This window comes from Dyella mobilis, from assembly GCF_016904945.1.
Lineage (GTDB): Bacteria > Pseudomonadota > Gammaproteobacteria > Xanthomonadales > Rhodanobacteraceae > Dyella_B > Dyella_B mobilis.
Map to the genome: position 1 here is coordinate 1 of NZ_JADIKF010000029.1, position 23,272 is coordinate 23,272.

Genomic DNA, 23,272 nt, shown 5'->3' on the forward strand with positions numbered 1-23,272 from the left:
CGTGCACGTCACCTATCGGGTGCTGCGTCAGGCCGATACGGCGGCCGCGGTCAGTCCCATCGGCGAGCGCATCCCGGATTTGCGTCTGTATCTGCTCGATGCGCAGGGACAGCCGGTGCCGCTGGGCGCGGTGGGCGAGTTGTATGTGGGTGGCGCCGGCGTGGCGCGCGGCTATTTGAATCGTCCGGAGTTGACCGCCGAGCGCTTCCTGCCCGATCCGTTCAGTCCACACCCCGATGCACGCATGTATCGCAGCGGCGATCTGGCCCGCTATCTGCCCGACGGCAATCTCGTGTTCCTGGGACGCAACGATCACCAGGTCAAGATCCGCGGCTTCCGCATCGAGCTGGGCGAGATCGAGGCACGGCTGGCCGAGCACGACGCGATTCGCGACGCCGTCGTGCTGGCACGCGAAGACGTGCCCGGCGACAAGCGGCTGGTGGCCTATGTCACCACCGAGGGCGAGAACTCCGATCTGGCCGCGGCATTGCGCGCGCATCTGAGTGCACGCCTGCCCGATTACATGGTGCCCTCCGCCTTCGTGCAACTGGAGGCCCTGCCGCTGACGCCTAACGGCAAGCTCGATCGCAAGGCTTTGCCGGCACCCGATGGCGAGGCCTATGCACGGCACGTCTATGAAGCACCGCAGGGTGATATCGAGCGGATACTGGCCACGCTGTGGGAGGAGTTGCTCGGCATCGCGCGCGTGAGCCGTCGCGACAACTTCTTCGAGCTCGGCGGGCACTCGCTGCTGGCCGTGCAATTGCTCCATCGCACCACGGAATTGGGTTTGAGCATTACGCTCAACGAATTGTTTGAAAGCCCGGTACTCCACGAGCTTGCTGCCCGGTTCACCAACCCGACCGAATGCCTGGACTGGAATCGAGCCGTGCCGATCCGCAAGAGCGGCACGCAAGCCCCTATCTTCTTTTTGCCAACGGGGACGGGGGATCGTTCCTATATTTTCTCGCTCGCCAACGATATCCACCGAGACCATCCCATTTATTCGCTGCCATGGCCATCCGCACGGGAGGAACAACCACCCTCGCTCGAGGCCATGACACCTCGGCTGGTTTCCATGATGCAAGCCGTACAGCCAAGCGGGCCCTATCGGTTGGCCGGCTATTCCGCCGGAGGCCTGTTGGCGTACGCCGTCGCGCATCACCTGTCCAGCATCGATGAATCCGTATCGTTCATTGGCTTGATAGACACTCAATTGCTGAGTGACCGAGAGCCCAAGTCCGCAAAGGAAATCATCGTTGACATTGCCAGTGTATTGGGTGGCGAAAAGCAAAACTCGCAGATAGACCTGCAACAAATGGCCGAGGAGATGACGCTCGAGGATCTGATCACGGAGGCCACGTTGCTCAAGAGGTTGCCCGCCTATCACGACGTGCACGGCTGGAAGCAGGTCTGCCATTTCATGCAGATCGCCTACTCCTACCGGGCACCGAGCTCAGATTTGATGACCCACCTGTTCTGCGCCCAGGAGATTCCGCCCGCATTGAAGGAAGAACTTGTCCGCGACGGCAAGCTCAGTCACTTGGACGACGAATCGATCCACGCCAATACGGAGAACCTCAAGTTCCTCATAGGCCCTTGGCACGAAGCACTGCCACCGTCTTCCATGCCCATCATCCCGGTCCCCGGAAACCACATAACCATGATGTCGGAACCGGATAATCGAAAGGTCTTGGGCGACGCCATGTCCAACGCACTGCAAAGTATCGCCTGATTTTCACGCCTACCCGGCTCGACGCCCGATCATCCAGGGCGCCGAGCCGGGCCGTTATCGGTCAGGACTGGCGCACCCACTTGCTTTGGCGTGCGGCTTTGTACTCGCGCCGACGTGCGCGCCACGCCGCCCAACGCTCGCTGAGGCAGGAGAAGATCACATACAGTGCCGGCGTGCTGAGCAACGTCAGGCTCTGCGAAATCAACAAGCCGCCGATCAGCGCGATACCCAACGGCCGACGCAGATCGGAACCTTCGCCAAGACCCACCGCAATCGGCACGGCCGCAAGGATCGCCACCATCGTCGTCATCATGATGGGACGAAAGCGCACCAGACTCGCTTCGCGCGCAGCCTCCAGCGGCGTCTTGCCGTGCTCGCGCTGCGCGACCAGCGCGAAGTCGATCATCATGATCGCGTTTTTCTTCACGATGCCGATCAAGAGCACCAAGGCAATCTGTGCAATCACCGACAAATCGGTATTGGTAAACCACAACGCCAGCAATGCACCCACGCCTGCCGCAGGCAGCGTCGAGAGAATGGTCACGGGGTGAATCAGGCTTTCGTAAAGGATGCCAAGCACGATGTACACCACCACGATCGCACCGAATACCAGTAGCAGCATGCCGGTTTGCGACTGTTGGAAACGGCGGAAATCGCCGCCTACGTCGAGCTTGATGTCGCCCGGCATGCGCATGTTGCTGGCAGTTGCCTGCACCACCTGCAACGCCTCACCCATGCTGATGCCGGGCGCCAGGTTGAAGCTCAGATCCATGGTGGTGTACTGGTTCATGTGCGTCACCTGGGTCGGCGCAACGCCCGGTACCTGATGTGCGAACGCCGACAGACGTATCATCTTGCCGCTGGTGGACGGCACCAGCACGTCGTCGATCGACCTTGGCGTAGCCGTCTGGTCCGGCAATGCGTTCACCACCACTTTGTATTGATTGAGGTCGGAATAGATCGTGCTGACCTGACGCTGGCCGAACGAGTCGTAGATGGCCGAATCGATCGTGCCGATGCTCACGCCAAGCTGGGCCGCCCGGTCGCGATCGATCACGATATTCTGCTGCAGGCCGGCGCTGTCCAGGTCGCTGCCGACGTCGCGCAGCTTGGGATTCTTGCGCAGTTGGTCGACCAGCTTGGGCAGCCATTCCTGCAATTCGGTGGAGTCGTTGCCCATCAGCGATATCTGGTACTGCGCACCTTGATTGGTACCGCCGCCACCGAAACTGGGCAGATCCTGGATGGCACGCAGGCGCACGTTGAGATCCGGATATCGCGCGGCCTTGGCGCTGAGTCGCGCCAGTGCAACGAAGGTATCGTCCTTGCGTCCTTCTTCGCGCGTCTTGAGCTGGATGTCGAAGGTACCCGCCGCGCCCTGGCGCGTGCTGCCCAGCCGCGAACCCACCACTGCGACATCGTGATCGTGCAGCAGCATGTCGATCAGCCGCTGTTGCCGGTTGGCCGAATCCTGGAACGACACAGTGGCACTGGCCGTGGCGCGACCACGGATCAGACCGGTGTCCTGCACCGGGAACAGGCTGGTCTTGATCTGGCCCGACAGCACGATCATCACGGTAAGGCCGATCAGCATCAGCGGCGTGAGCGACATCAGCAGGGCGTGGCGCAGCGAGAAATCCAACGCGGTGCGGTAGGCGTTGAGCATGCCTTCGTGAAAACGGTCCAGCGCGCGCCCGAGCCTGGAGGTGGCTTCGGGCTCGCTGTGGCCGTCGAGGAAATGCCCGCACAGCGAGGAGGTGAGCGTCAGCGACACCAGCGCGGAGATCACGATCGCCGCCACCAGGGTCAAGGTGAATTCCTTGAAGAACATGCCGGTGATGCCGCTCATGAACAGCAGCGGGATGAACACCGCGACCAGCGAGGCCGTGATCGAAATGATGGTGAAGCCGATCTCGCGCGCACCGGCCAGCGCCGCCTCCATGCGCGTCATGCCCTGGTCGATGTGACGGATGATGTTTTCGATCACCACGATCGCGTCGTCCACCACGAAGCCGATCGCAATGACCAGCGCCAGCAGCGTGAGGTTGTTGAGCGTGAACCCGCACGCATACATGACCACTGCCGCACCGGCCAGCGACAGCGGCACGGCCACGGCGGCGATCAAGGTCGGTGCCAGCCGGCGCAGGAACAGCGCCATCACCAGGATGACCATGGCCAGGCTGATCAGCAGCGTGGCTTGCACCTCGTGCAACGAGGCGCGAATGACCGGCGTGTCGTCGAAATAAGGCGTGAGATGCGTGCCCGGTTGCAGATAGCTGCGCAGCAGCGGCACCTCCGACTTCACGCGGTCGACGGTGCCGATGATGTTGGCGTTCGACTGCTTGTACACATACATCAGGATCGCCGGTTTGCCTTGAAACCAGGCTGCCTGATAAGCGTCCTGCTGGCCGTCGTAGACGTTGGCGATGTCTTTCAGGCGCACCGGCACGCCTTTGCCGTTGGTGGCAATCACCAGGCCGGCGAAGTCGGCGGCCGTGTGCAGCGCATCGTTGGCCTGCACGGCCATGGTGGTCTTGCCGTCGGTCAGGAAACCTTGCGGTTCGAACACATTGGCCGCGGTCAGTGCGTTGCGCAACTGATCGGGGGAAATGCCCATGGCGTTCAGGGCACGCAGGTTCACGTCCACGCGCACGGCCGGAGTGGCTGCGCCGGTAATGTCCACTTCCGACACCCCATCGAGCTGGCGCAGCCGTTGCGCCAGCAGCGAGTCGGCCACGTCATAGAGGTCTCGCGCCGACTGCGTATCGGAGGTCAGCGCGAAGGCGATGACCGGGTCGTCGTTGGGGTTGGCTTTCTCGTAGCTCGGCGGACTGTTCAGTCCCGGCGGCAAGTCCGGCTGCGCGGCATTGATGGCCGCCTGCACGTCGCGAGCCGCGTCATCGATGTTGCGGCCAGCGTCGAACATCAAAAAAATCTGCGTACTGCCCAGCGAACTGGAGGAACGCATGGTGTCGATGCCGGGCACCTGGCCCAGGTGGCGCTCCAAGGGCGCGGCCACGGTGGCCGCCATGTTGTCGGCACTGGCGCCGGCCTGGCTGGCACTGACGAAAATCACCGGAAACTGCATGTCCGGCAGGGCTGAAACGCCCAGCAGGGAATAGCAGATCACACCGATGACGAAGACCCCCATCGCCAGCAGGGAAGTGCCGATCGGGCGACGGATGAAGGGACCGGAAATATTCATGGAGCGAGAAGTGAGTGAAGAGGAGCGAGAAACGAGAAGAGAACGCCAGATTTAACGCGCGGGACATAGTTTGCGTGCACCTGGGCGCAGCGTGAAACCATTACAAATGAAACAATACGCTGCAAGACCTGCTCTTCCCTCACTTCTGGTTCCTCTCCACCTACTCTTTGGAACTCTTTTGTCAGGTTGCACCACGCTGCGCGTGGCGCAACGCGCGCCGCTCCCGGCGCTCGCGCAGCCAGTCGGAGAAGCGCTCCATGTACAGGTAGATCACCGGCGTGGTGTACAGCGTCACCAGTTGCGAAAGCAGCAGGCCGCCGACGATCGACACGCCCAGCGGACGCCGCAGCTCCGCGCCGATGCCGGTGCCCAGCGCCAGCGGCAGGGCACCGAGCATGGCCGCGGCGGTGGTCATCATGATCGGGCGGAAACGCAGCAGGCAGGCGCGATGGATCGCCTCGCGCGGCTTCATGCCGGTGCGCTGCGCCTCGATCGCGAAGTCGATCATCATGATCGCGTTCTTCTTCACGATGCCGATCAGCAGCACGATGCCCACGATGCCGTCCACCGACAGGCTCATGTTGCACAGGATCAGCGCCAGCAGCGCACCCACGCCGGCCGGGGGCAAGGTGGAGATGATGGTGATCGGGTGGATGTAGCTTTCATACAGCACGCCCAGCACGATGTAGATCACGATGATCGAGGCGAGCAACAGCAAGGCTTCATTGCTCAGCGAGGAGGAGAACTCCGCCGCCTTGCCGATGAACTGGCCGCGCACCTGCGGCGGCAGGTTGAGCTTCTTTTCCACCTCGTGGATCGCGTCCACCGCCTGCGACAGCGAATAGCCCGGCGCCAGGTTGAACGAAATGGTGATGGCGGGAAGCTGCTGCTGATGGCTGATCACCAGCGGCGCGGTGGTCACCTGCGCATTGACCAGCGAGGCCAGCGGGATGGTGCCGCCGGAGCCGAGGATGATGCCGGTGTTGGCGACGCCGATGCCGGTGGTGGTGGAGGAGTTGCTCGATGTCGCCTGGCCGAAGGTGGTGGCATTGCTGCCGGTCAATGCGCCGCTGCCGTTGCTCTTCACGGTCAGCTGGTTGAGCAGGGCCGTGCTGGTACGGAATTGCGGCTCCACCTCCAGCACCACGCGGTACTGGTTGAGCTGGGTGAAGATGGTGGATATCTGGCGCTGGCCGAACGAGTCGTACAAGGTGTCGTCGATGGTCTGCACCGGCACGCCCAAGGTGCTGGCCTTGTCGCGGTCGATGTCCAGCTTCAGCGCGGTGCCCTGGTCGGCCAGGTTGTTGTCCACGTCGGCCAGCTCCGGCCGCTCGCGCAAGGCCTGGGTCATCTGCTCGGCGTACTGGGACAACTCATCGGATTTCACGTCGGACATCGAGTATTGGTACTCGGTTGCCGCGACACGGGTATCCAGCGTCACGTCCTGCACCGGCTTCAGATACAGCGCCACACCCGGAATGTTTGCTGCGTCTTTCTGCAGGCTGGCCACTACGTCATCCAGGCCGGCGCGCTTGCTGCGGTCCTTCAGCACAATGCTGAGCTGGCCCTGGTTGAGCGTGGGGTTGATCGAGCCGGCGCCGATGAAGGCGGCCACACCGGCTACGTTGGGGTTTTTCTGCAACGCATCGGCCACCGCCTTGGTGCGCTGCTCCATCTGCGGGAAGGCGACGTTCTGGTCGGCCTGCACCACGCCGGTGATCATGCCGGTGTCCTGCTCGGGCAGCAGGCCCTTGGGAATGACGATGTAGAGGAAGAAGGTCACGACGATGGTGGCGAATGCCACCAGGATCATCAGGCGCTGATGATCGAGCACCCAATCCAGCGAACGTTCGTACACACCCACCGTACGCGACCATACCGTGACCTTGCCGGCCGCAAGATGGCGCTCGTGCGCATCCTCGGCTTCGGGCAAGGCATCGGGCTTCAGCAAGTAGGCGCACATCATCGGCGTCAGCGTCAGCGACACCAACATCGAGATCACCACCGCGGTGGCCAGCACCCAGGCAAACTCGTGGAACAGGCGCCCGGTTACGCCCGGCATCAACAGCAGCGGCAGGAACACCGCGATCAGCGACACGGTCAGCGACAACACGGTGAAGCCGATTTCCTTCGCGCCGATCTCCGCCGCCTCAGGGCCGCTCTTGCCTTGTTCGATGTAGCGCACGATGTTTTCGATCATCACGATCGCATCGTCCACCACGAAGCCGGTGGCCACCGTCAGCGCCATCAGCGAAAGATTGTCCAGCGACATGTTGGCAAACGACATCACGCCGAAGGTGCCAAGCAGCGACAACGGCACCGCGACCGACGGAATGATCGTCGCCCACAGGCGGCGCAGGAACACGAAGATCACCGCCACCACCAGTGCGATAGTGAGCAGCAGGGTGAACTGCACGTCTTCCACCGAGGCGCGGATGGTGATGGTGCGATCGGCGAAGATGCCCAGGTGCACGTCGGCCGGCAATACGCTGCGCAACTGCGGCAGGATGTCCCGGATCTGCTTCACCGTCTGCACGATGTTCGCGCCCGGCTGGCGGCGAATATCCAATAGCACCGCCGATTTGCCGTTGGCCCAGGCGGCGAGCTGGTCGTTCTCGACGCCATCCACCACCTTGGCCACGTCGGAGAGGCGCACCGGCGCATTGGTGGTGGTGCTATAGGAAATGATGGTGTTCTTGTATTCCTCCGCCGTGACGAGCTGGTCGTTGGTGGAGATCGTGTACGACTGCGTGGCGCCGTTGAGCGTGCCCTTGGGTGCGTTGACGTTGGCCTGGGTCAGCGCATTGCGCACGTCCTCCATGGTCAGGCCCAGGTTGGCCAGCGCCGCCGGGTTGACCTGGATGCGTACGGCAGGACGCACGTTGCCGGCGATCGACACCAGGCCCACGCCCTGCACCTGCGAAAGCTTCTGCGCGAGGATCGAGTCGGCCAGATCGTTCACGTAGCGCAGCTGGCGACTGTCCGAAGTGAGCATCAGCGTCATGATCGGCGCGTCGGCCGGATTCACGCGGTTGTACACCGGCGGATACGGCAGCGTGGTCGGCAGTGTGCCGCGCGCCTGGTTGATGGCGGCCTGCACATCCTGCGCTGCGATGTCGATGTCGCGGTCCATGTTGAACTGCAACACGATGGTCGACAGGCCCGCGGACGAATCGGACGTCATCATGTCCAGGCCGGAAATCTGGCCCAGGTTGCGTTCCAGCGGCGTGGTGACCAGCGAAGCCATGGTCGCCGCGCTGGCGCCCGGATACTGCGTGGTGACCACCAGGCTGGGCGCTTCAATCTCGGGCAGCGCCGACACCGGCAGTTCGCGATAACCGAGTACGCCCAACAGCATCACCGCCACCATCAGCAATGCGGTGGCGATGGGCCGGCGGATAAAGAGTGAGGAAAATCCCATGAGCGCGAAGCCGTCCGTTAGTGGAGCCTAGTCGAGCCCCTCTCCCACCGGGAGAAGGTTTGGGTGAGAGTGCGATCGAAGCGCGATGAGCCCGTCGGCACTCGCGTGAAACGCTTCGCACGAACCCTCGTCATTGCCCCCTCTCCCGACGAGAGAAGGGGCATGCAATCCATGGCGCGATCAGCCGCCACCGCGGCGACCGCCACCCTGCTTCTTCAGTTTCGCTTTTTCTGCATCCGAGAGCGTCGGCGGGGGCGGCACTTCGCCAGGCTTCAGTGCCTTCACCTTGCTGCCCGGCTTCAGGCGGAACTGGCCTTCGGTGACCACCTGGTCGCCATCGGCCAAACCCTTGCTGACCATCACGTGGCTGTCGCCCACTTCACCGGCCACCGTGACCGGCTGCATCGCCACCGTCTGGTCCGGCTGCAGCTTGTAGACAAAGTCGCCGTCCGGGCCGCGCTGTACGGCCTGCGCCGGTATCACCAGGCCACCGTCCACCGTCCTCACGCGCAGTTGCACGTTGACGAACTGTCCCTGCCACAGGCGCTTGTCGGGGTTGGTGAACTCCGCACGCAGCTTGAAGGTGCCGGTGGCCGTGTCGATCTGGTTGTCGACCACTTGCAGGTAGCCGGTGGTATCCAGCGGGTGCGCATCGGCGCGATCGAGCGCCATCACTTCCAGCTTGTTCGCACCGTTCTGGAACGCATCGCGCACCGCTTCCAGATTCTGCTCGGGCAGGCTGAAGATCACGTAGATCGGCTGGATCTGCGTCAGCGTGACGATCGAGGTGGTGGTGGTGACCACGTTGCCCGGATCCACGTTGCGGATGCCGGCCACGCCGTCGATCGGCGAGATGATCTTGGTGAAATCGAGCTGCACCTTGGCCGAGCGCGCGGCGGCTTCGTCGGCAATCACCGTGGCTTTCAGCTGCGCCACGTTGTTGCGATAGGTATCCATGTTCAGCGCAGCCACGTAGCCTTTCGCCACCAGATCCTGATTGCGGTTCAGCGTGCTGATGGCGGTATCGAGCGAAGCCTGGTCCTGCTTCTGCTTGGCCACGGCCTGGTCGTAAGAGGCCTGATAGGTGCGCGGGTCGATCTGGGCGATCACGTCGCCTTTCTTCACCGCCTGGCCTTCCTTGAAGTTGATGGTCCACAACTGGCCACCGATCTGCGGATTGATGGTGACGTTGTTCAGCGCCGTCACCGTACCCAACGCCGTCAGATAGACCGGCACATTCTGCTTGACGGTGGGTTCCACCGTGACCGGCACGGGGGTGTTGTCGTCCTTCCCATCCTGGCCGGGCGCGGATCCTTGCTGGCCGGATTGCTGCCCGGAGCGATGATGGCCGCCAGCCGATGCTTCAGGTTTGTGCAGAAGGCGAAAAGCTACCCCGCCCACGATCAGCACGGCGATCACGATCAACGCGATCTTCCAAAAACGCGACATGTGAAACTCCTGGAATAAACGGGGGGCCACCCGACCCCGCCGGCGCAAACGATGCACTTGCCCTACGTCGTTCTGACAAGTTCTTGCCGTACAAGCATAGGGTGTGCTCAACGACATTGGACAATGCCGGTTGACACAGGTGCCTCATGACCGATGGCAGGGTCCAATCTGATCAAGCGTAACAGCCTTAAGTGACGAGTCGCCTGCATCGGCACGTGAAGGCCATCGACCCGCGCATGCTGCCCCAGCCCCCTGCGCATCTCCACCCGGCAAGGTCTGAAACTTGGCACGGGCTTCGTCTATACTCCGAAACCGTTGTCCGCGGGGGCTCAATGGACCGCGGCGCATGGCCGCCAGGGGTGGCGGCAAGGCACGTCACGGGGGACGTGACGGCTTTCCAGATTAATCATTTGATGACTGGAGTATTGCGTGAGCGGTTCCATGAGCAAGTCCGATCGGAGTTTTCTGCATCAGTTCTCGTTGCTTATCGCCGGATTGGGGGTACTGACCCTGGTCCTGATCTTCACGGCCTGGACCATCTACGAGCACGAGCCGAAGGAAACCGATCCGAACGCTGCGCAACAGCTCTCCGCCAGCCTGGCGCCAAACGGCGCCGTTTATGCGGGCAACACCGGCCGTGCAGCCATGGAAGCGGCCCAGCAGGCCGCGGCCAAAGCGGCTGCCGCACAAGTCGCCTTTGGCGGCTCCACCGACGGCAAGACCATCTTCGACGGCGTCTGCACCAGTTGCCACACGGCAGGTGTGCTGGGCGCGCCCAAAGTGGGCAACAAGACGGCATGGGCGCCACGCATCGCCGAGGGCATCGACACGCTGGTCCAGCATGCGATCAACGGCTATCACGGCCCCGACGGCAACACGATGCCGCCCAAGGGCAACTACCCGAGCTTGAACGATGCCCAGGTGAAGGCCGCGGTGACCTGGATGGTCGATCAGGCCAAGTAACTTCCGTTTGAGCACTACGCGCCGCCTTCGGGCGGCGTTTTGCGCCAGTCCAGCCTGCGGCAAATCCGCGCAGTGCGGCGGCCGGTTATCATGGCCTCCATGACACCCGCTCCCGCCCCTTCTGCACCCCATGCATTCCCGGACCGCCTGACGGAGTTCTTCCTGCAAGGCCCGGCCGGTCCGCTCGAAGCCATCAGCGATGTCGCCGAGCGTCCCGGCGCACGCCGCGGCACGGCGGTGATCTGCCATCCCAACACCAAGGATGGCGGCACCATGCACAACAAAGTGGTGACCATGCTCGATCGCAGCCTGCGCGAATCGGGCCTGGACACGCTGCGCTTCAACTTCCGCAGCGGCGGCGCCTCGGTTGGCGAATACGACAACGGCATCGGCGAAAGCGAGGATCTTGCCGCAGCCATTGCCTGGGTGCGCAAAGTGCGCCCAGACGACGTTCTCTGGCTGGCCGGATTTTCCTTCGGCAGCTACGTCACGCTGCGCAACGCGGTGCGTTTCGAGGCGAAAGCATTGATCAGCATCGCGCCGCCGGTCGGCCGCTGGTCGCACGAAACCCTCGCGTTGCCCACCTGCCCCTGGCTGGTGGTCATGGGGGAGGAAGACGAAATCGTGGAGCCGCAATCCGTGTTCGACTGGATCGACAGTCTCGAGCAACCTCCCGAGCTGGTTCGCATGCCGGAAACCGGACATTTCTTCCATCGGCGGCTGATGGATCTGCGCGGCGCGGTGAAGCATTGGGCGCTGGATTACCTGCCGCCCGAACGCGATTAAAGCAAGAACAGGAGTGAGTGGAGAGGAGCGAGAGAAAGTCCAAAGCTTGCTCGCCGCACCCTGCTCCAACATCCCCGCCTTTCTCTCACTTCTCGCCCCTCTTCACTCACTTCTCGCTCTTCTCGTATGACCAACATCTCCCCCAGCACCCGTTACCAGGAAGGTGTCGCCGCGCATCGTTGGAGCTCAGACCCGGCACAGCTCTCCGTGCTGCCTGAATTCGATCGCATGCAAGCGGCCCTTTGCGCCGGCAGCACCGAAAGTGCCAACGGTTTGTTTGGACGGCTGAAATCGCTGCTCGGCACGGAAGAACGCCAAGCCGTTCCCGGCCTTTACCTGTGGGGCAGCGTCGGCCGCGGCAAGACCTTCCTGATGGATCTGTTCGCCGCCAGCCTGCCGCACGGCGTGGCGCTGCGCCGGCATTTCCATCGCTTCATGGGCGAAGTGCACGACAGCCTGCGCGAACTGGGCGAACGGCAGAATCCGTTGGTCGAAGTGGCTGCCGGCATTGCCGCACGCTGCCGGGTGCTGTGCCTGGACGAGTTTCTGGTGAGCGACATCGGCGATGCGATGATCCTGGCCAATCTGTTCGAAGCCTTGTTTGCGCGCGGCGTCACCCTGGTGACCACCTCGAACACCGCACCGGCCAATCTCTACAAGGACGGCCTGCAACGCGCGCGCTTTCTGCCTGCGATCGCTTCGATCCAAGCGCATTGCCACGTCGTGGAGATGATCTCCGCGCACGATTGGCGCCTGCGCGCACTGACGCACGCGCCGGTGTACCACGTGCCGCCAGGCGCGGAAGCCGAGCGCGAACTGGCGCGCATCTTCGCCAGCCAGGCACAGGGCGAGATCGTCGAAGGCGGCGAGCTGATCATCAACGACCGGCCGATTCCGGTACGCAAGCGTGCCGACAATATCCTGTGGTTCGACTTTGCCGCCTTGTGCGACGGCCCGCGCGCCGTCGCCGACTACATCGCGCTGGCGAAGGCGGGTCCGGCGATCATCATTTCCAACGTGCCGCAGTTCACCATCTACAGCGAGGATCCGGCCAAGCGCTTCATCCAGCTGGTCGACGAGTTTTACGACCGCCACGTGAAACTGATCCTCTCCGCCGCCGCGCCGATCACCGACCTCTACGACGGCCAGCGTGCACGCGCCGAATTCGGTCGCACCGAATCGCGCCTGATCGAAATGCAGAGCGAGGAATACCTGGCCCTGCCGCATCGCGCCGATTGAATGGCACCTTTCGCCTTCGCCGGCGTCAACTGTTAACGTGTCCACCTTCGTCGCGACCCGGGAACCGACATGCTCACCGTCCTAGCCTTCGCCCTGCTGGCCGGCGCGCCGCCGGCCGGTGCCGATACCTTTCTCGCACGCGTGCAGCGCGCCAAGCTGATGGAAGGGAGCAGCACCGGGCCCGGCTACCAGAAGCAGTTCTGGGACAAGACCAAGGAACCGATGACCTACGCCTTGCACGGGTGCATCGCCAGCAATGCACCCGCGGACAAATCGCCGTTCACCCTGGTCGCCGACATTTCGCCCGACGGGCATCCGCTCAACGTGGAAGTGCGCGCGCCCACGCCGGTTGCACGCTGCCTGGCCGGCGAGTTCTCGCTGTGGACCTTCCCGGCACCGCCGAAGATCCCCGACTCGACCAACTACCCCATTGAGATTGACGTCAGCATGTAGGCCCCGCGACGTGACGGCCACCGCAGCACATCGCTCGCGACGCGACAACTTCAAGGCGATCTTCCGCGTCGTCAGCGGCAACTTTCTGGAAATGTACGACTTCATGGTCTACGGCTATTACGCCCCGGCCATTGCGAGAGCGTACTTTCCCAGCCACAGCGCGTACGCATCGCTGCTGCTGACCTTGCTGGCCTTCGCCGCGGGGTTCCTGATGCGTCCGGTCGGCGCGATCGTGCTTGGCGCCTATATCGATCATCACGGACGTCGCCGCGGATTGATACTTACCCTGGGCCTGATGGCCATCGGCACCTTGCTGGTCGCAGTCGTGCCCGATTACGCAACGATCGGCGTACTGGCCCCGCTTTTGGTGCTTGCAGGACGCTTGCTGCAAGGCTTCTCTGCCGGCGTGGAACTCGGCGGCGTATCGGTCTACCTGTCAGAAATCGCCACGCCCGGCCATCGCGGATTTTATTGCTCGTGGCAATCGGCCAGCCAGCAGGTGGCCGTCGTATTCGCCGCGCTGCTCGGCTTGCTGTTGCAACATTGGTTGCCACCGGATGCCGTGTCGGCCTGGGGCTGGCGCATACCGTTCCTGATCGGCTGCCTGATCGTGCCGTTCCTGTTCCTGATCCGGCGCTCGCTGGAGGAAACCGAGGCGTTTCTTGCGCACCGCCGTCCGGACATCGGCGAGATTTATCGCTCGATGCTCGTCAACGGCCGCATCGTGCTGGTCGGCGTCGCGCTGGTACTGATGACGACGGTGTCGTTCTATCTCATCACCGCCTACACGCCGACCTTCGGCGTGGCCGTGCTGAAGCTGTCGCAGTTCGACGTGTTCGTGGTGACGCTGTGCGTGGGCGCGTCGAACTTTATCTGGCTGCCGTTGATGGGCGCGCTATCCGATCGCATCGGCCGCCGCCCGTTGCTGCTCGCGTGCACCGCGCTCGCCCTGCTCACCGCCTACCCGGTGCTGCACTGGCTGGTCGCCGCGCCGGATTTCGGCAAGCTGCTGAGCGTGGAGCTGTGGCTGTCTTTCATCTACGCCAGCTACAACGGTGCGCTGGTCGTCACCTTGACCGAGATCATGCCGGCAGACGTGCGCACCACCGGTTTCTCGCTGGCCTACAGCCTCGCCACGACGGTTGGCGGTTCCAGCCTGGCGATATCGCAATGGCTGATCCACGTTACCGGCAACAAAGCCGCGCCGGGCTTGTGGCTGTCGTTTGCCGCACTGTGCGGCCTGACGGCCGCGCTGATTGCATTTCGGGACCCGCGCAGCCGGCTGCAGCACCTTTCGTAGGTTCAATGCGCTTGCGGCTTGCCGATTTTCAGCAACACGACACCCAATGACGGCACCTCGAACACGTGTTGTTGGTCGATCCTTCCCAGATCCCGGTGTTGCCACACATCGTGCGCCTGCACTGAACCGGTCAATCCCAGCGCCTTGAAGTCCAGCGTAGCGTTCAAGGAATGATTGAGCGTGTTGACCAAGGCCACCGCCAGCGTGCCATCGGCCAACGGACGCGCCCACAACTGGATCGGGCCTTCCTGCATCACGCGGTTGCCCGGCGCGCCGCGGGGATCCTGGTCGATCGCCAGCACTTCTTTGTCGGTAAGCACGTCGCGCGTGTCGGCGCTCATCGCGGACAGATCGTTGCCGGCGATCAGCGGCGCGGCGAGCATGGCCCACAAGGTCAAATGCGTGCGTTGGGTTTCCGGTTCGTCCAGGCCCTTGTTGCCGATTTCCAGCATATCCGCGTCGTTCCAATGACCCGGCCCGGCGTAACGCTGCAAGCCCAGTTGCGCATTGGCGTTGAACATCATGCTTTCGTAATTGGCGCGGATGTCGTCGGTGGTGCGCCACAGATTGCCGCCCACTTCCGCACCCCATTCCCACACGCGGCCCCAGCCGTAGTTGCACAACGCGTACACGATGGGGCGACCGGTGGCATCCAGTTGCTGGCGCATCAGGCGGTAGGCTGCCTTCATCATCGCGGTCTGCTCGGCTTCGGTCTTGCCATCCAGATGCCGGCGGAAGCTGCACAAGTCGTACTTCAAGTAGTCCACGCCCCAGCTGGCGAACAGGCGCGCGTCCTGGGCCTCGTGGCCGAGACTGCCGGTATAGCCGCCGCAGGTCTTTTCGCCGGGCGAGGAATAGATGCCGAACTTCAAGCCCTTGCCGTGCACATAGTCGGCCAGCGACTTCATGTCGGGAAATTTCGTGTTCGAATGCAGCTCGCCTTGCGCATCGCGCTGGCCTTGCCAACCGTCGTCGATGATCACGTAGCGGTAGCCGGCGGCGGCCATGCCGGAGGAGACGAGTTCGTCGGCGGCGTGGCGGATATCCGCATCGGTCACATCCGCCCCGAAGTGGTTCCAGCTGTTCCAGCCCATCGGCGGCGTCGGCGCCAGTGCTGCGTGATCGGCCGGCCCGGCGGCGAACGCCGGCCACGCCAGCAAGCTCAAGACCAGGCCCAGCCACCCCATGACCCGAACGCGCTGCATCATCGTCGTCCCCTCAGGCAGGTAATGTCCGATGATACGACCTGATGCATGCCAAGGACAGCCGTGCGATAGGCTAATGCCGGTCCCCTGCCTGCTGGAGCCAGTCATGCGCGCACCCACCGGTTCGGTCGTCGGGCTCTGCTCCGCCTCCGCCACGATGTCGGCCATGGGCATGGCTTTCCTCGGCTACTGGGGCATCCACGAACCGACGCCCTGGAAAGCCGGGGATGTGCTGGTGGTGTGCCTGGCCTTCCTCAGTTTCGTCGCCCTGGGCTCCACCATCTGGCTGATTACCACGCCGGTACCGGACGAGGGCAGCGAGCGGATCGTGCCGGCCCGGCGGGCCTTTGCCGTGGGGATGGTCCTGATGTGGCTGGCGATCGTGATTGCGGTGGTTCCGTAACTGCGCCGATACCCAAAAATCACGAAATTCCTGCAAGCCGCACCCCACCTGGGTTCCTGGCGCTTATCCACTGGCTTATCCACAAATTATTGGGTTGACCGATCCCTCCCACCCCGATATGTTGTGCCTCGTCGGTCGCCTCGCTCGGACCAATTCGAGCAGAGGCTAGAGGGAATCCGGTGTGAATCCGGAGCTGCCCCGCAGCGGTAAGCGGAAACGAAAGCCCATCGTGCACTGGTCCAGGGGGTCCGGGAAGCAGGGCGAGTAGGCGGGTCGCAAGGCCCAGGTCCGCGAGTCCGAAGACCTGCCGACACGGCATGACCGGAGCGTGATGCCGAAAGTGACGATCTCCGCGGGGAGACGTCGCATGACGCGGATGTCCGTAACCGTGTCGTGCGACCGACCGCGGCCACCGCCACATCAGCCCTGCGCGCGGGAGCAGGCGGTTGAAATCTGGAGCCTGTCCTGATTCACCGGACCCGAGAAGTCCGGCCATGGCAGGTTCCGCAGCCCGGAGCGCTCGACATGCAACCTATCGATACCGAATCGCGCGAGCGCACCGACGCCCGCGCGGAATCGTCCGTCTTTACCGCCGACGCCGAATCGTCGGCCACTGCCAACCACGTAACGATGTCCGCTACCGCTGAAACTCCTTTTGCCCTGACTCCGCCCCACAACCCCGGCCAGATGCGCGTCACCAAGCGCAACGGCGGCCAGGAAGTCGTCGACGTCAACAAGATCGTGCGCGCCGTGACGCGCAGCGCCGAAGGCCTGCACGCGGTCGATCCGCTGCGCGTGGCACTGAAGACCATCGGCGGCCTATACGACGGCGCCACCACGCAGGAGCTGGATCAACTCTCGATCCGCACCTCCGCCGCGCTGACCGCCGAAGAGCCCGAATACGGCCAGCTCGCCGCACGCCTGCTCGGCGCCTTCGTCGACAAGGAAGTGAGCGGACAGGAAATCCAGAGCTTCTCGCAATCCATCGCACGCGGCGCGGAGCTTGGCATCGCCAATGCCCGCCTGCGCGATTTCGTCGCCACCAACTCGCGCAAGCTCAACGATGCGATCGACGTGCACGCCACGCGCCGCTTCGAATACTTCGGCCTGCGCACGGTGTACGACCGTTATCTGTTGCGCCATCCGCAACTGCGCAAGGTGATCGAGACGCCGCAGTACTTCTTCATGCGCATCGCCTGCGCGCTCGGCGGCAACGAGATCGCCGAGACGCTGGAGCTGTATCGCCTGCTGTCGTCGCTGGAATACATCGCCAGCTCGCCGACCCTGTTTAACGCCGGCACCGCACACGAACAGCTCAGCTCCTGCTTCCTGCTCGACTCGCCGACCGATTCGCTGGAATCGATCTACGAGAAATACGGCGACGTCGCCAAGCTCAGCAAGTTCGCCGGCGGCATCGGCCTGGCCTACTCGCGCGTGCGTTCGCGCGGCTCGCTGATCAAGGGCACCAACGGCCATTCCAACGGCCTGGTGCCGTGGCTGAAGACGCTGGACGCCTCGGTCGCCGCCGTAAACCAGGGCGGCAAGCGCAAGGGCGCGGCCTGCGTATACCTGGAGCCGTGGCACGCGGATATCGAGGAATTCCTCGAGCTGCGCGACAACACCGGCGACGAAGCGCGCCGCACGCACAATCTCAACCTGGCCAACTGGATTCCCGACGAATTCATGCGCCGCGTGGAGCACGACGGCAACTGGTCGCTGTTCGATCCCAAAATCGTGCCGCACTTCGTCGACAGCTGGGGCGAGGAATTCGAGCGCGCCTACCACAAGGCCGAGGCGGAAGGCCTTGCCGTGAAGACGGTGAAGGCGCGCGAGCTGTATGCACGCATGCTGCGCACGCTGGCGCAGACCGGCAACGGCTGGATGACCTTCAAGGATCGCAGCAACGCCACCAGCAACCAGACCGCCAAGGCCGAGAACGTCATCCATCTCTCGAACCTGTGCACCGAGATCCTGGAAGTGACCAACGCCGGCGAAACGGCGGTGTGCAACCTCGGCTCGATCAACCTCTCCCGCCACGTCGTCGACGGCGCGTTCGATTTCGCCAAGCTCGCCAACACGGTGCGCACGGCGGTGCGCCAGCTCGATCGCGTGATCGATCTCAACTTCTACCCGATCGACACCGCCGCCACCGCCAATCGCAAGTGGCGTCCGGTCGGCCTGGGCGTGATGGGCATGCAGGATGTGTTCTTCAAGCTGCGCCTGCCCTTCGATTCGGCCGAAGCACTTGAGCTGTCCACGCGCATCGCCGAAGAGATCTACTTCAACGCGCTGTCGCAATCCAATGCGCTGGCCGAACAGCACGGCGCACACCCCGGTTTCGACGAAAGCCGCGCGGCCAACGGGGAACTGCAGTTCGACTACTGGCCGAACGCCAAGACCCACGACAGCGCACGCTGGGATGCCCTGCGCGAAGCGGTCAAGACCAAGGGCCTGCGCAACTCGCTGCTGATCGCCATCGCGCCGACCGCCACCATCGCCTCGATCGCCGGCTGCTACGAGTGCATCGAGCCGCAGGTCAGCAACCTGTTCAAGCGCGAAACCTTGTCGGGCGACTTCCTGGTAGTGAACCGCTATCTGGTGGAAGAGCTGAAGACGCTCGGCCTTTGGACCCCGGAAATCCGCGACGCGATCAAGCTGGCGGAAGGGTCGATCCAGGGCATCAGCGCCATTCCGGAACGCCTGCGCACGATCTACCGCACGGTGTGGGAACTGCCGCAGAAAGCATTGATCGATCTGGCTGCCGCGCGCGGTGCGTACATCGACCAGAGCCAGTCGCTGAACCTGTTTATGGAGAATCCGAACATCGGTCAGCTCAGCTCCATGTATATGTATGCGTGGAAGTCCGGCGTGAAGACGACGTACTACCTGCGCTCGCGTCCGGCGACGAAGATTGCCAAGACGACGGTAACGGCGGCTGCGGTGGCAGCACCTGCGCCGGATGCGCAGGAAGCGGCGACTGCAGCGGTGTTCTGCTCGCTGGAGAATCCGGAGTATTGCGAGGCATGTCAGTAGTCGTCACTTTCCAACTCTCATCCCAGCGAAAACTGGGATGAAGGAAGGAAACGGCTCATCCGCAGATTTCCTGATAAAGATCGCGCCAGTAAGGATTGGTTCGTTCGACAAGTTCCAATTTCCATACGCGCAACCATTTCTTGATCGCTTTTTCTCGACGAATCGCGGATTCCATGGATTCGTGCAGTTCGTACCAAACCAGCTTGTGGACCTGATACTGATGGCTGAAGCCCTCCACAACGTCATTGCGATGCTGCCAGACGCGCGCCGGCAGGTTGGAGGTGACGCCTACATACAAGGTACCGTTGCGGTCGCTGGCAAGGACATAGACGCAAGGCTGGCGCTCATGCATACAACGGACTTCAGTTTTGCAACGCCCGAGCTTGCCACCATCAACAACTCAATACGACCGTCATTCCCGCGAAAGCGGGAATCCAGCGCCTTTCCCTGACACGCTTCGGGGAAGTGACGGAAGACACTGGATTCCCGCTTTCGCGGGAATGACGAGCAACAAGGCAATGCGCCGATCCCAAACGGCGCGGCAACGCACGAGGAACCGCCATGTCCAACCATATTCTCGACCCCGGCTTCGAACTCACCCTGCGCCCCATGCGCTACCCCGAGTTCTACGAGATGTATCGCAACGCGATCAAGAACACCTGGACGGTCGAGGAAGTCGACTTCTCGCTTGACGTCACCGACCTGAAGTCGAAGATGACCGATGCGGACCGTCACCTGATCCATCGCCTGGTAGCGTTCTTCGCCACCGGCGACACCATCGTGGCGAACAACCTGGTGCTGAACCTGTACCAGCACATCAACGCGCCCGAGGCACGTATGTATTTGTCGCGCCAGTTGTACGAGGAATCGCTGCACGTGCAGTTCTACCTCACCCTGCTGGACACCTATATTCCTGATCCGAGCGAGCGCAACAAAGCGTTTGCGGCGATCGAGAATATTCCGTCGATCCAGCAGAAGGGCGCGTTCTGCTTCAAGTGGATCGACTCCATTCAGAACCTGCAGCGGCTGGAGACGCGCGAACAGCGCCGCCAGTTCCTGCTCAACCTGATCTGCTTCGCCGCCTGCATCGAAGGCCTGTTCTTCTTCGCAGCGTTTGCCTACGTGTACTTCCTGCGTTCGCGCGGCCTGCTGCACGGCCTGGCTTCGGGCACCAACTGGGTGTTCCGCGACGAATCGGGCCACATGGCGTTTGCCTTCGACGTGGTGCGCACCGTGCGCACGCAGGAGCCCGACCTGTTCGACGATGAAATGCGCACGCAGGTCGAAGCCATGCTGGAGGAAGCCATCGCCTGCGAAACGCAGTTCGCCGAGGACGTGCTTTCCGGTGGCGTGGCCGGACTGTCGGTGAAGGACATGCGCCAGTACCTCGAATACTGCGCGGACCAGCGCCTGACCCAGCTCGACATGCCCAAGAAGTACGGCGCAAAGAATCCGTTCGACTTCATGGACCTGCAGGACGTGCAGGAAGTCACCAACTTCTTCGAGCGCCGCGTCTCGGCCTACCAGGTGGGCGTGGAAGGTGAAGTGGCTTTCGACATGACGTTCTGAAGAAGCCCGCGCAGATGGAATCGCCGCAGATCGTTCTTACCGATAAACCGGAACCCGGCGAACTGGCGGCGGTGCGCCGCGGGCTCGATGCGTTCAACCTCGCGGCCAGCGGCATCGACGATCAGCGTGCGCTGGCCTTGCTGGTCAAGGATCCGCACACGGGTGAAGTGACGGGCGGCCTGTATGGCCGCACCTCGCGTGGCGTGCTGTTCATCGACGTGTTCTTCCTGCCCGAATCGATGCGCGGCACCGGACTGGGCAGCAAGTTGTTGCAGATGGCGGAGGAAGAAGGCCTGCGCCGCGGCTGCCCGATCGGCCTGCTGCATACCAACAGTTTCCAGGCCCCCGGGTTCTATGCGAAACACGGTTGGCGCGAGTACGGCAATTTTCCCAGCGATCCGCCCGGTACCAGCCGAATTTTCTTCACCAAGGATCTCGCCGCTCAAGGAGTGTCTTGAACGTGAGCACACCGCACATCATCGTCACGGATGCACCGGAGGCCGCCGACCTGGCGCTGATCTCCGACGGGCTGGATCAATTCAATGTCGACGTAAGCGGCATCAAGGATCGGCGTCCGCTTGCCGTGCTGATCAAAGATCCCGAAACGCGCGAGACGATCGGCGGCGTCACCGGGCGCACGTCGATGGGCCTGCTGTTTCTGGATGTGTTCTTCGTGCCCGAGGCGCTGCGCGGTGCGGGCATCGGCAGCCAGGTGTTGCAGATGGCGGAGGCGGAAGGGCGGCGTCGCGGCTGCCGCACCGCGGTGCTCTACACCATCAGCTTCCAGGCACCGGAGTTCTATCGGAAGCACGGTTGGCGCGAATTCGGCGCGATCCCCTGCGACCCGCCGGGCACCAGTCGCGTGTTCTTCACCAAGGAACTGATTCCGGCGGCTTGAGGCCGCCGCTGCGACAACCCGCTCTCAACCGGAACAGCAACCGCGCCCCTGCAACTGCACCGGCGGACACGGCACGCTGCCGTAGGAGCAGAACACGCAGCAGTCGCCCGGCTTGGGTTTCAGCAAAGCGCCGCATGCGCTGCAGTCGTGGAAAAACAGACAGGCATCCGTCGGCATAATCGCCGTTTCCTGATGGCCGCACGCCGGACAGGTCAGCGTGGATTCCAGCACCGGCATTTTTGCGTGATCGCTCGCCATGATGTTGATGGCCTCCCCAATCATTGCGTAAACAGCAACGCCCGAGTATCTCGGGCGCTGCTGCTGTTTCTTGTGACGACGAAGCTCAGGTCCAGCTGTTGTCGTCGTCCATGCCGCCACTGTCGAAGTTGCTGTCATCGAAATCGTTGGAGGAGAAATCCTGACCACCGCCATTCGACAGGCCGCCGTTCGACAGATTGCCGTCGTCGAAGAAGTTGTTTTCGGTGACGTTCTCGATCACCTCCGGCTGGCCGCCGCCGAAGAAGCCGCCACCGCCGTGATGGCCGCCCAGCAGATCCTCGATGCCGTTGAACAGGAACATGCCGCCGGCGACGCCGGCTGCCGTGGTGGCCGCGCTGGCAAGGAAACTGGGCGCCGCGCCCTGCGAAGCCGCCGGTGCACCGCCGAACAGCCGCTCGCGCCAGCTCGGCGCCGCGGCAGGCTGTTGCGGCGGCATCGGCGGATAAGGCTGCTGCGGAGCGCCCCACGCCGGTTGCTGGCCGCCGAGGAAGCTGCCGCCGCCCTGTTGCTGGCCAGCCAATTGGGCCTGCAATTGCTGGATCTGCGCCTTGGCCGAATCCAGCGCGTGCTGCTGCAGCAGACTGCGCTGCACCAGCAGGTAGAGCGCATCGGGCTGGCTGGCCAGGCGCTGGTGGATCAGCGCATCGGCCTGGGCATCCTTGGCCACGCCGCTCACGGCGGCCAGACGTTGAAGAAAATCATCGAGAACGAGTTGTTCCTGGGGAGTCATGGGGTCTCCATTGCGCTTGTCATACGGGTGCCGGCGCGAGGCAGGCTGTGCTGAGAAATATGCACGAGATGTGTGACCTCAAGAGGCACGCCGCGTGCGATCGTCGGCGCCATGCTGCTGAAATTCAGTTCAGCCGGCCCGGCCCAAACGGCCTATTGACTACAGCTGTAGTCAGGGGGTACGGTGACTACACTTGTAGTCACGCGATCGACTCTCATGTCCAAACCAAGCATCGGGGATCAGGAGCTGGCGCTCCTGCATTATGTGGCCGAACACGAAAGCGCCTCGGTGGGCGAAGTCGCCGCCGGCTTCGGCGAACCGCGCGGACTCGCCCGCTCGACCGTGCTCACCATGATGGAACGCCTGCGCACCAAGGCGTATTTGAAGCGCCGCCACGTCCAGGGCGTATACCGCTACGTCACCGTCGCCGGACCGGGCGAGGTGATGACCAACGCGGTGGGCCAGTTTGTCGAGAAGACCCTGTCCGGCTCGCTGTCGCCCTTCGTGGCATGGATGTCCGAACGCGCCGAAGTGAGCGATAGCGAATTGGCCGAGCTGGAAGCCCTGGTGGTGCAACTGCAGTCGCGACGCAAGGAATCCTGAC

19 protein-coding genes and 1 riboswitch are annotated in these 23,272 nt (G+C 63.1%); of the genes, 12 read left to right on the top strand and 7 right to left on the bottom strand.

All coding sequences use genetic code 11. The features are described from left to right. Positions 1-1,735: thioesterase domain-containing protein (locus ISS99_RS23440; protein ID WP_204629636.1), on the top strand; the 1,735-nt coding region annotated here is incomplete at its 5' end. Positions 1,736-1,796: 61 nt separating this feature from the next. On the opposite strand, the gene ISS99_RS00645 is transcribed toward ISS99_RS23440, so the two are convergent. The 3 genes from ISS99_RS00645 to ISS99_RS00655 all read right to left on the bottom strand — a co-directional run bounded on the left by ISS99_RS00645 (position 1,797) and on the right by ISS99_RS00655 (position 9,810). Beyond that, positions 1,797-4,940 carry an efflux RND transporter permease subunit gene (locus tag ISS99_RS00645; RefSeq protein WP_204629637.1) on the bottom strand — a complete coding sequence of 1,048 codons (3,144 nt, stop codon included), beginning with the start codon at positions 4,938-4,940 and terminating at the stop codon, positions 1,797-1,799. A gap of 181 nt (positions 4,941-5,121) precedes the next feature. Further along, entirely contained in the window at positions 5,122-8,361 is a 3,240-nt protein-coding gene (locus ISS99_RS00650; protein ID WP_204629638.1) for an efflux RND transporter permease subunit, read from the bottom strand. Between the two features lie 180 nt (positions 8,362-8,541). Then, a complete protein-coding gene (locus ISS99_RS00655; RefSeq protein ID WP_204629639.1) occupies positions 8,542-9,810 on the bottom strand; it encodes an efflux RND transporter periplasmic adaptor subunit in 1,269 nt (422 codons plus the stop codon). Positions 9,811-10,251: 441 nt separating this feature from the next. On the opposite strand from ISS99_RS00655, the gene ISS99_RS00660 reads away from it, so the two are divergent. From ISS99_RS00660 to tcuC, 5 genes are all read left to right on the top strand, one after another. Next, positions 10,252-10,773 (top strand): c-type cytochrome, encoded by a 522-nt coding sequence (locus tag ISS99_RS00660; protein WP_204629688.1) that lies wholly within the window; start codon positions 10,252-10,254, stop codon positions 10,771-10,773. A gap of 99 nt (positions 10,774-10,872) precedes the next feature. Further along, entirely contained in the window at positions 10,873-11,559 is a 687-nt protein-coding gene (locus tag ISS99_RS00665; RefSeq protein ID WP_204629689.1) for an alpha/beta hydrolase, read from the top strand. A 126-nt stretch (positions 11,560-11,685) separates the two neighbouring features. Beyond that, positions 11,686-12,798, top strand: coding sequence for a cell division protein ZapE (zapE, locus tag ISS99_RS00670; RefSeq protein WP_204629640.1), 1,113 nt, complete (start codon positions 11,686-11,688; stop codon positions 12,796-12,798). Between the two features lie 69 nt (positions 12,799-12,867). Next, positions 12,868-13,251, top strand: a complete 384-nt coding sequence (locus tag ISS99_RS00675; RefSeq protein WP_204629641.1) for a peptidase C13 — start codon at positions 12,868-12,870, stop codon at positions 13,249-13,251. Between the two features lie 10 nt (positions 13,252-13,261). Further along, on the top strand, positions 13,262-14,551 hold the full coding sequence (tcuC, locus tag ISS99_RS00680; protein WP_204629642.1) for an MFS transporter: 1,290 nt from the start codon (positions 13,262-13,264) through the stop codon (positions 14,549-14,551). Between the two features lie 2 nt (positions 14,552-14,553). On the opposite strand, the gene ISS99_RS00685 is transcribed toward tcuC, so the two are convergent. Then, on the bottom strand, positions 14,554-15,759 hold the full coding sequence (locus ISS99_RS00685; protein WP_239537525.1) for a glycoside hydrolase family 27 protein: 1,206 nt from the start codon (positions 15,757-15,759) through the stop codon (positions 14,554-14,556). A 103-nt stretch (positions 15,760-15,862) separates the two neighbouring features. Here ISS99_RS00685 and ISS99_RS00690 point away from each other — a divergent pair, with 103 nt between their 5' ends. After that, positions 15,863-16,159, top strand: a complete 297-nt coding sequence (locus ISS99_RS00690) for a hypothetical protein (RefSeq protein ID WP_239537526.1) — start codon at positions 15,863-15,865, stop codon at positions 16,157-16,159. Between the two features lie 115 nt (positions 16,160-16,274). Continuing rightward, a riboswitch (cobalamin riboswitch) is annotated at positions 16,275-16,485 on the top strand. A gap of 304 nt (positions 16,486-16,789) precedes the next feature. Beyond that, on the top strand, positions 16,790-19,192 hold the full coding sequence (locus tag ISS99_RS00695) for a ribonucleoside-diphosphate reductase subunit alpha (protein ID WP_425490413.1): 2,403 nt from the start codon (positions 16,790-16,792) through the stop codon (positions 19,190-19,192). 55 nt (positions 19,193-19,247) lie between these two features. Here ISS99_RS00695 and ISS99_RS00700 read toward each other — a convergent pair whose 3' ends face one another. After that, positions 19,248-19,544, bottom strand: coding sequence for a GIY-YIG nuclease family protein (locus tag ISS99_RS00700; protein ID WP_204629644.1), 297 nt, complete (start codon positions 19,542-19,544; stop codon positions 19,248-19,250). Between the two features lie 209 nt (positions 19,545-19,753). Between ISS99_RS00700 and ISS99_RS00705 the strand changes: the two genes are divergently transcribed. The 3 genes from ISS99_RS00705 to ISS99_RS00715 are packed head-to-tail and all read left to right on the top strand — an operon-like array spanning position 19,754 to position 21,659. Continuing rightward, positions 19,754-20,761: a ribonucleotide-diphosphate reductase subunit beta gene (locus ISS99_RS00705; RefSeq protein ID WP_204629645.1), complete on the top strand. Its 1,008-nt coding sequence runs from the start codon at positions 19,754-19,756 to the stop codon at positions 20,759-20,761. A gap of 14 nt (positions 20,762-20,775) precedes the next feature. After that, on the top strand, positions 20,776-21,219 hold the full coding sequence (locus tag ISS99_RS00710) for a GNAT family N-acetyltransferase (protein WP_204629646.1): 444 nt from the start codon (positions 20,776-20,778) through the stop codon (positions 21,217-21,219). Positions 21,220-21,221: 2 nt separating this feature from the next. Further along, complete coding sequence (locus ISS99_RS00715; protein ID WP_204629647.1) at positions 21,222-21,659, top strand: GNAT family N-acetyltransferase; 438 nt, start codon at positions 21,222-21,224, stop codon at positions 21,657-21,659. 24 nt (positions 21,660-21,683) lie between these two features. Here the strand turns inward: ISS99_RS00715 and ISS99_RS00720 are convergent, their stop codons facing one another. Both ISS99_RS00720 and ISS99_RS00725 read right to left on the bottom strand, forming a co-directional pair. Then, complete coding sequence (locus ISS99_RS00720) at positions 21,684-21,917, bottom strand: GDCCVxC domain-containing (seleno)protein (protein WP_204629648.1); 234 nt, start codon at positions 21,915-21,917, stop codon at positions 21,684-21,686. 85 nt (positions 21,918-22,002) lie between these two features. Then, positions 22,003-22,668: a DUF2076 family protein gene (locus ISS99_RS00725; protein ID WP_204629649.1), complete on the bottom strand. Its 666-nt coding sequence runs from the start codon at positions 22,666-22,668 to the stop codon at positions 22,003-22,005. Between the two features lie 216 nt (positions 22,669-22,884). Here ISS99_RS00725 and ISS99_RS00730 point away from each other — a divergent pair, with 216 nt between their 5' ends. After that, positions 22,885-23,271 carry a BlaI/MecI/CopY family transcriptional regulator gene (locus ISS99_RS00730; protein ID WP_204629650.1) on the top strand — a complete coding sequence of 129 codons (387 nt, stop codon included), beginning with the start codon at positions 22,885-22,887 and terminating at the stop codon, positions 23,269-23,271. The last annotated feature ends 1 nt before the right edge of the window (position 23,272 follow it).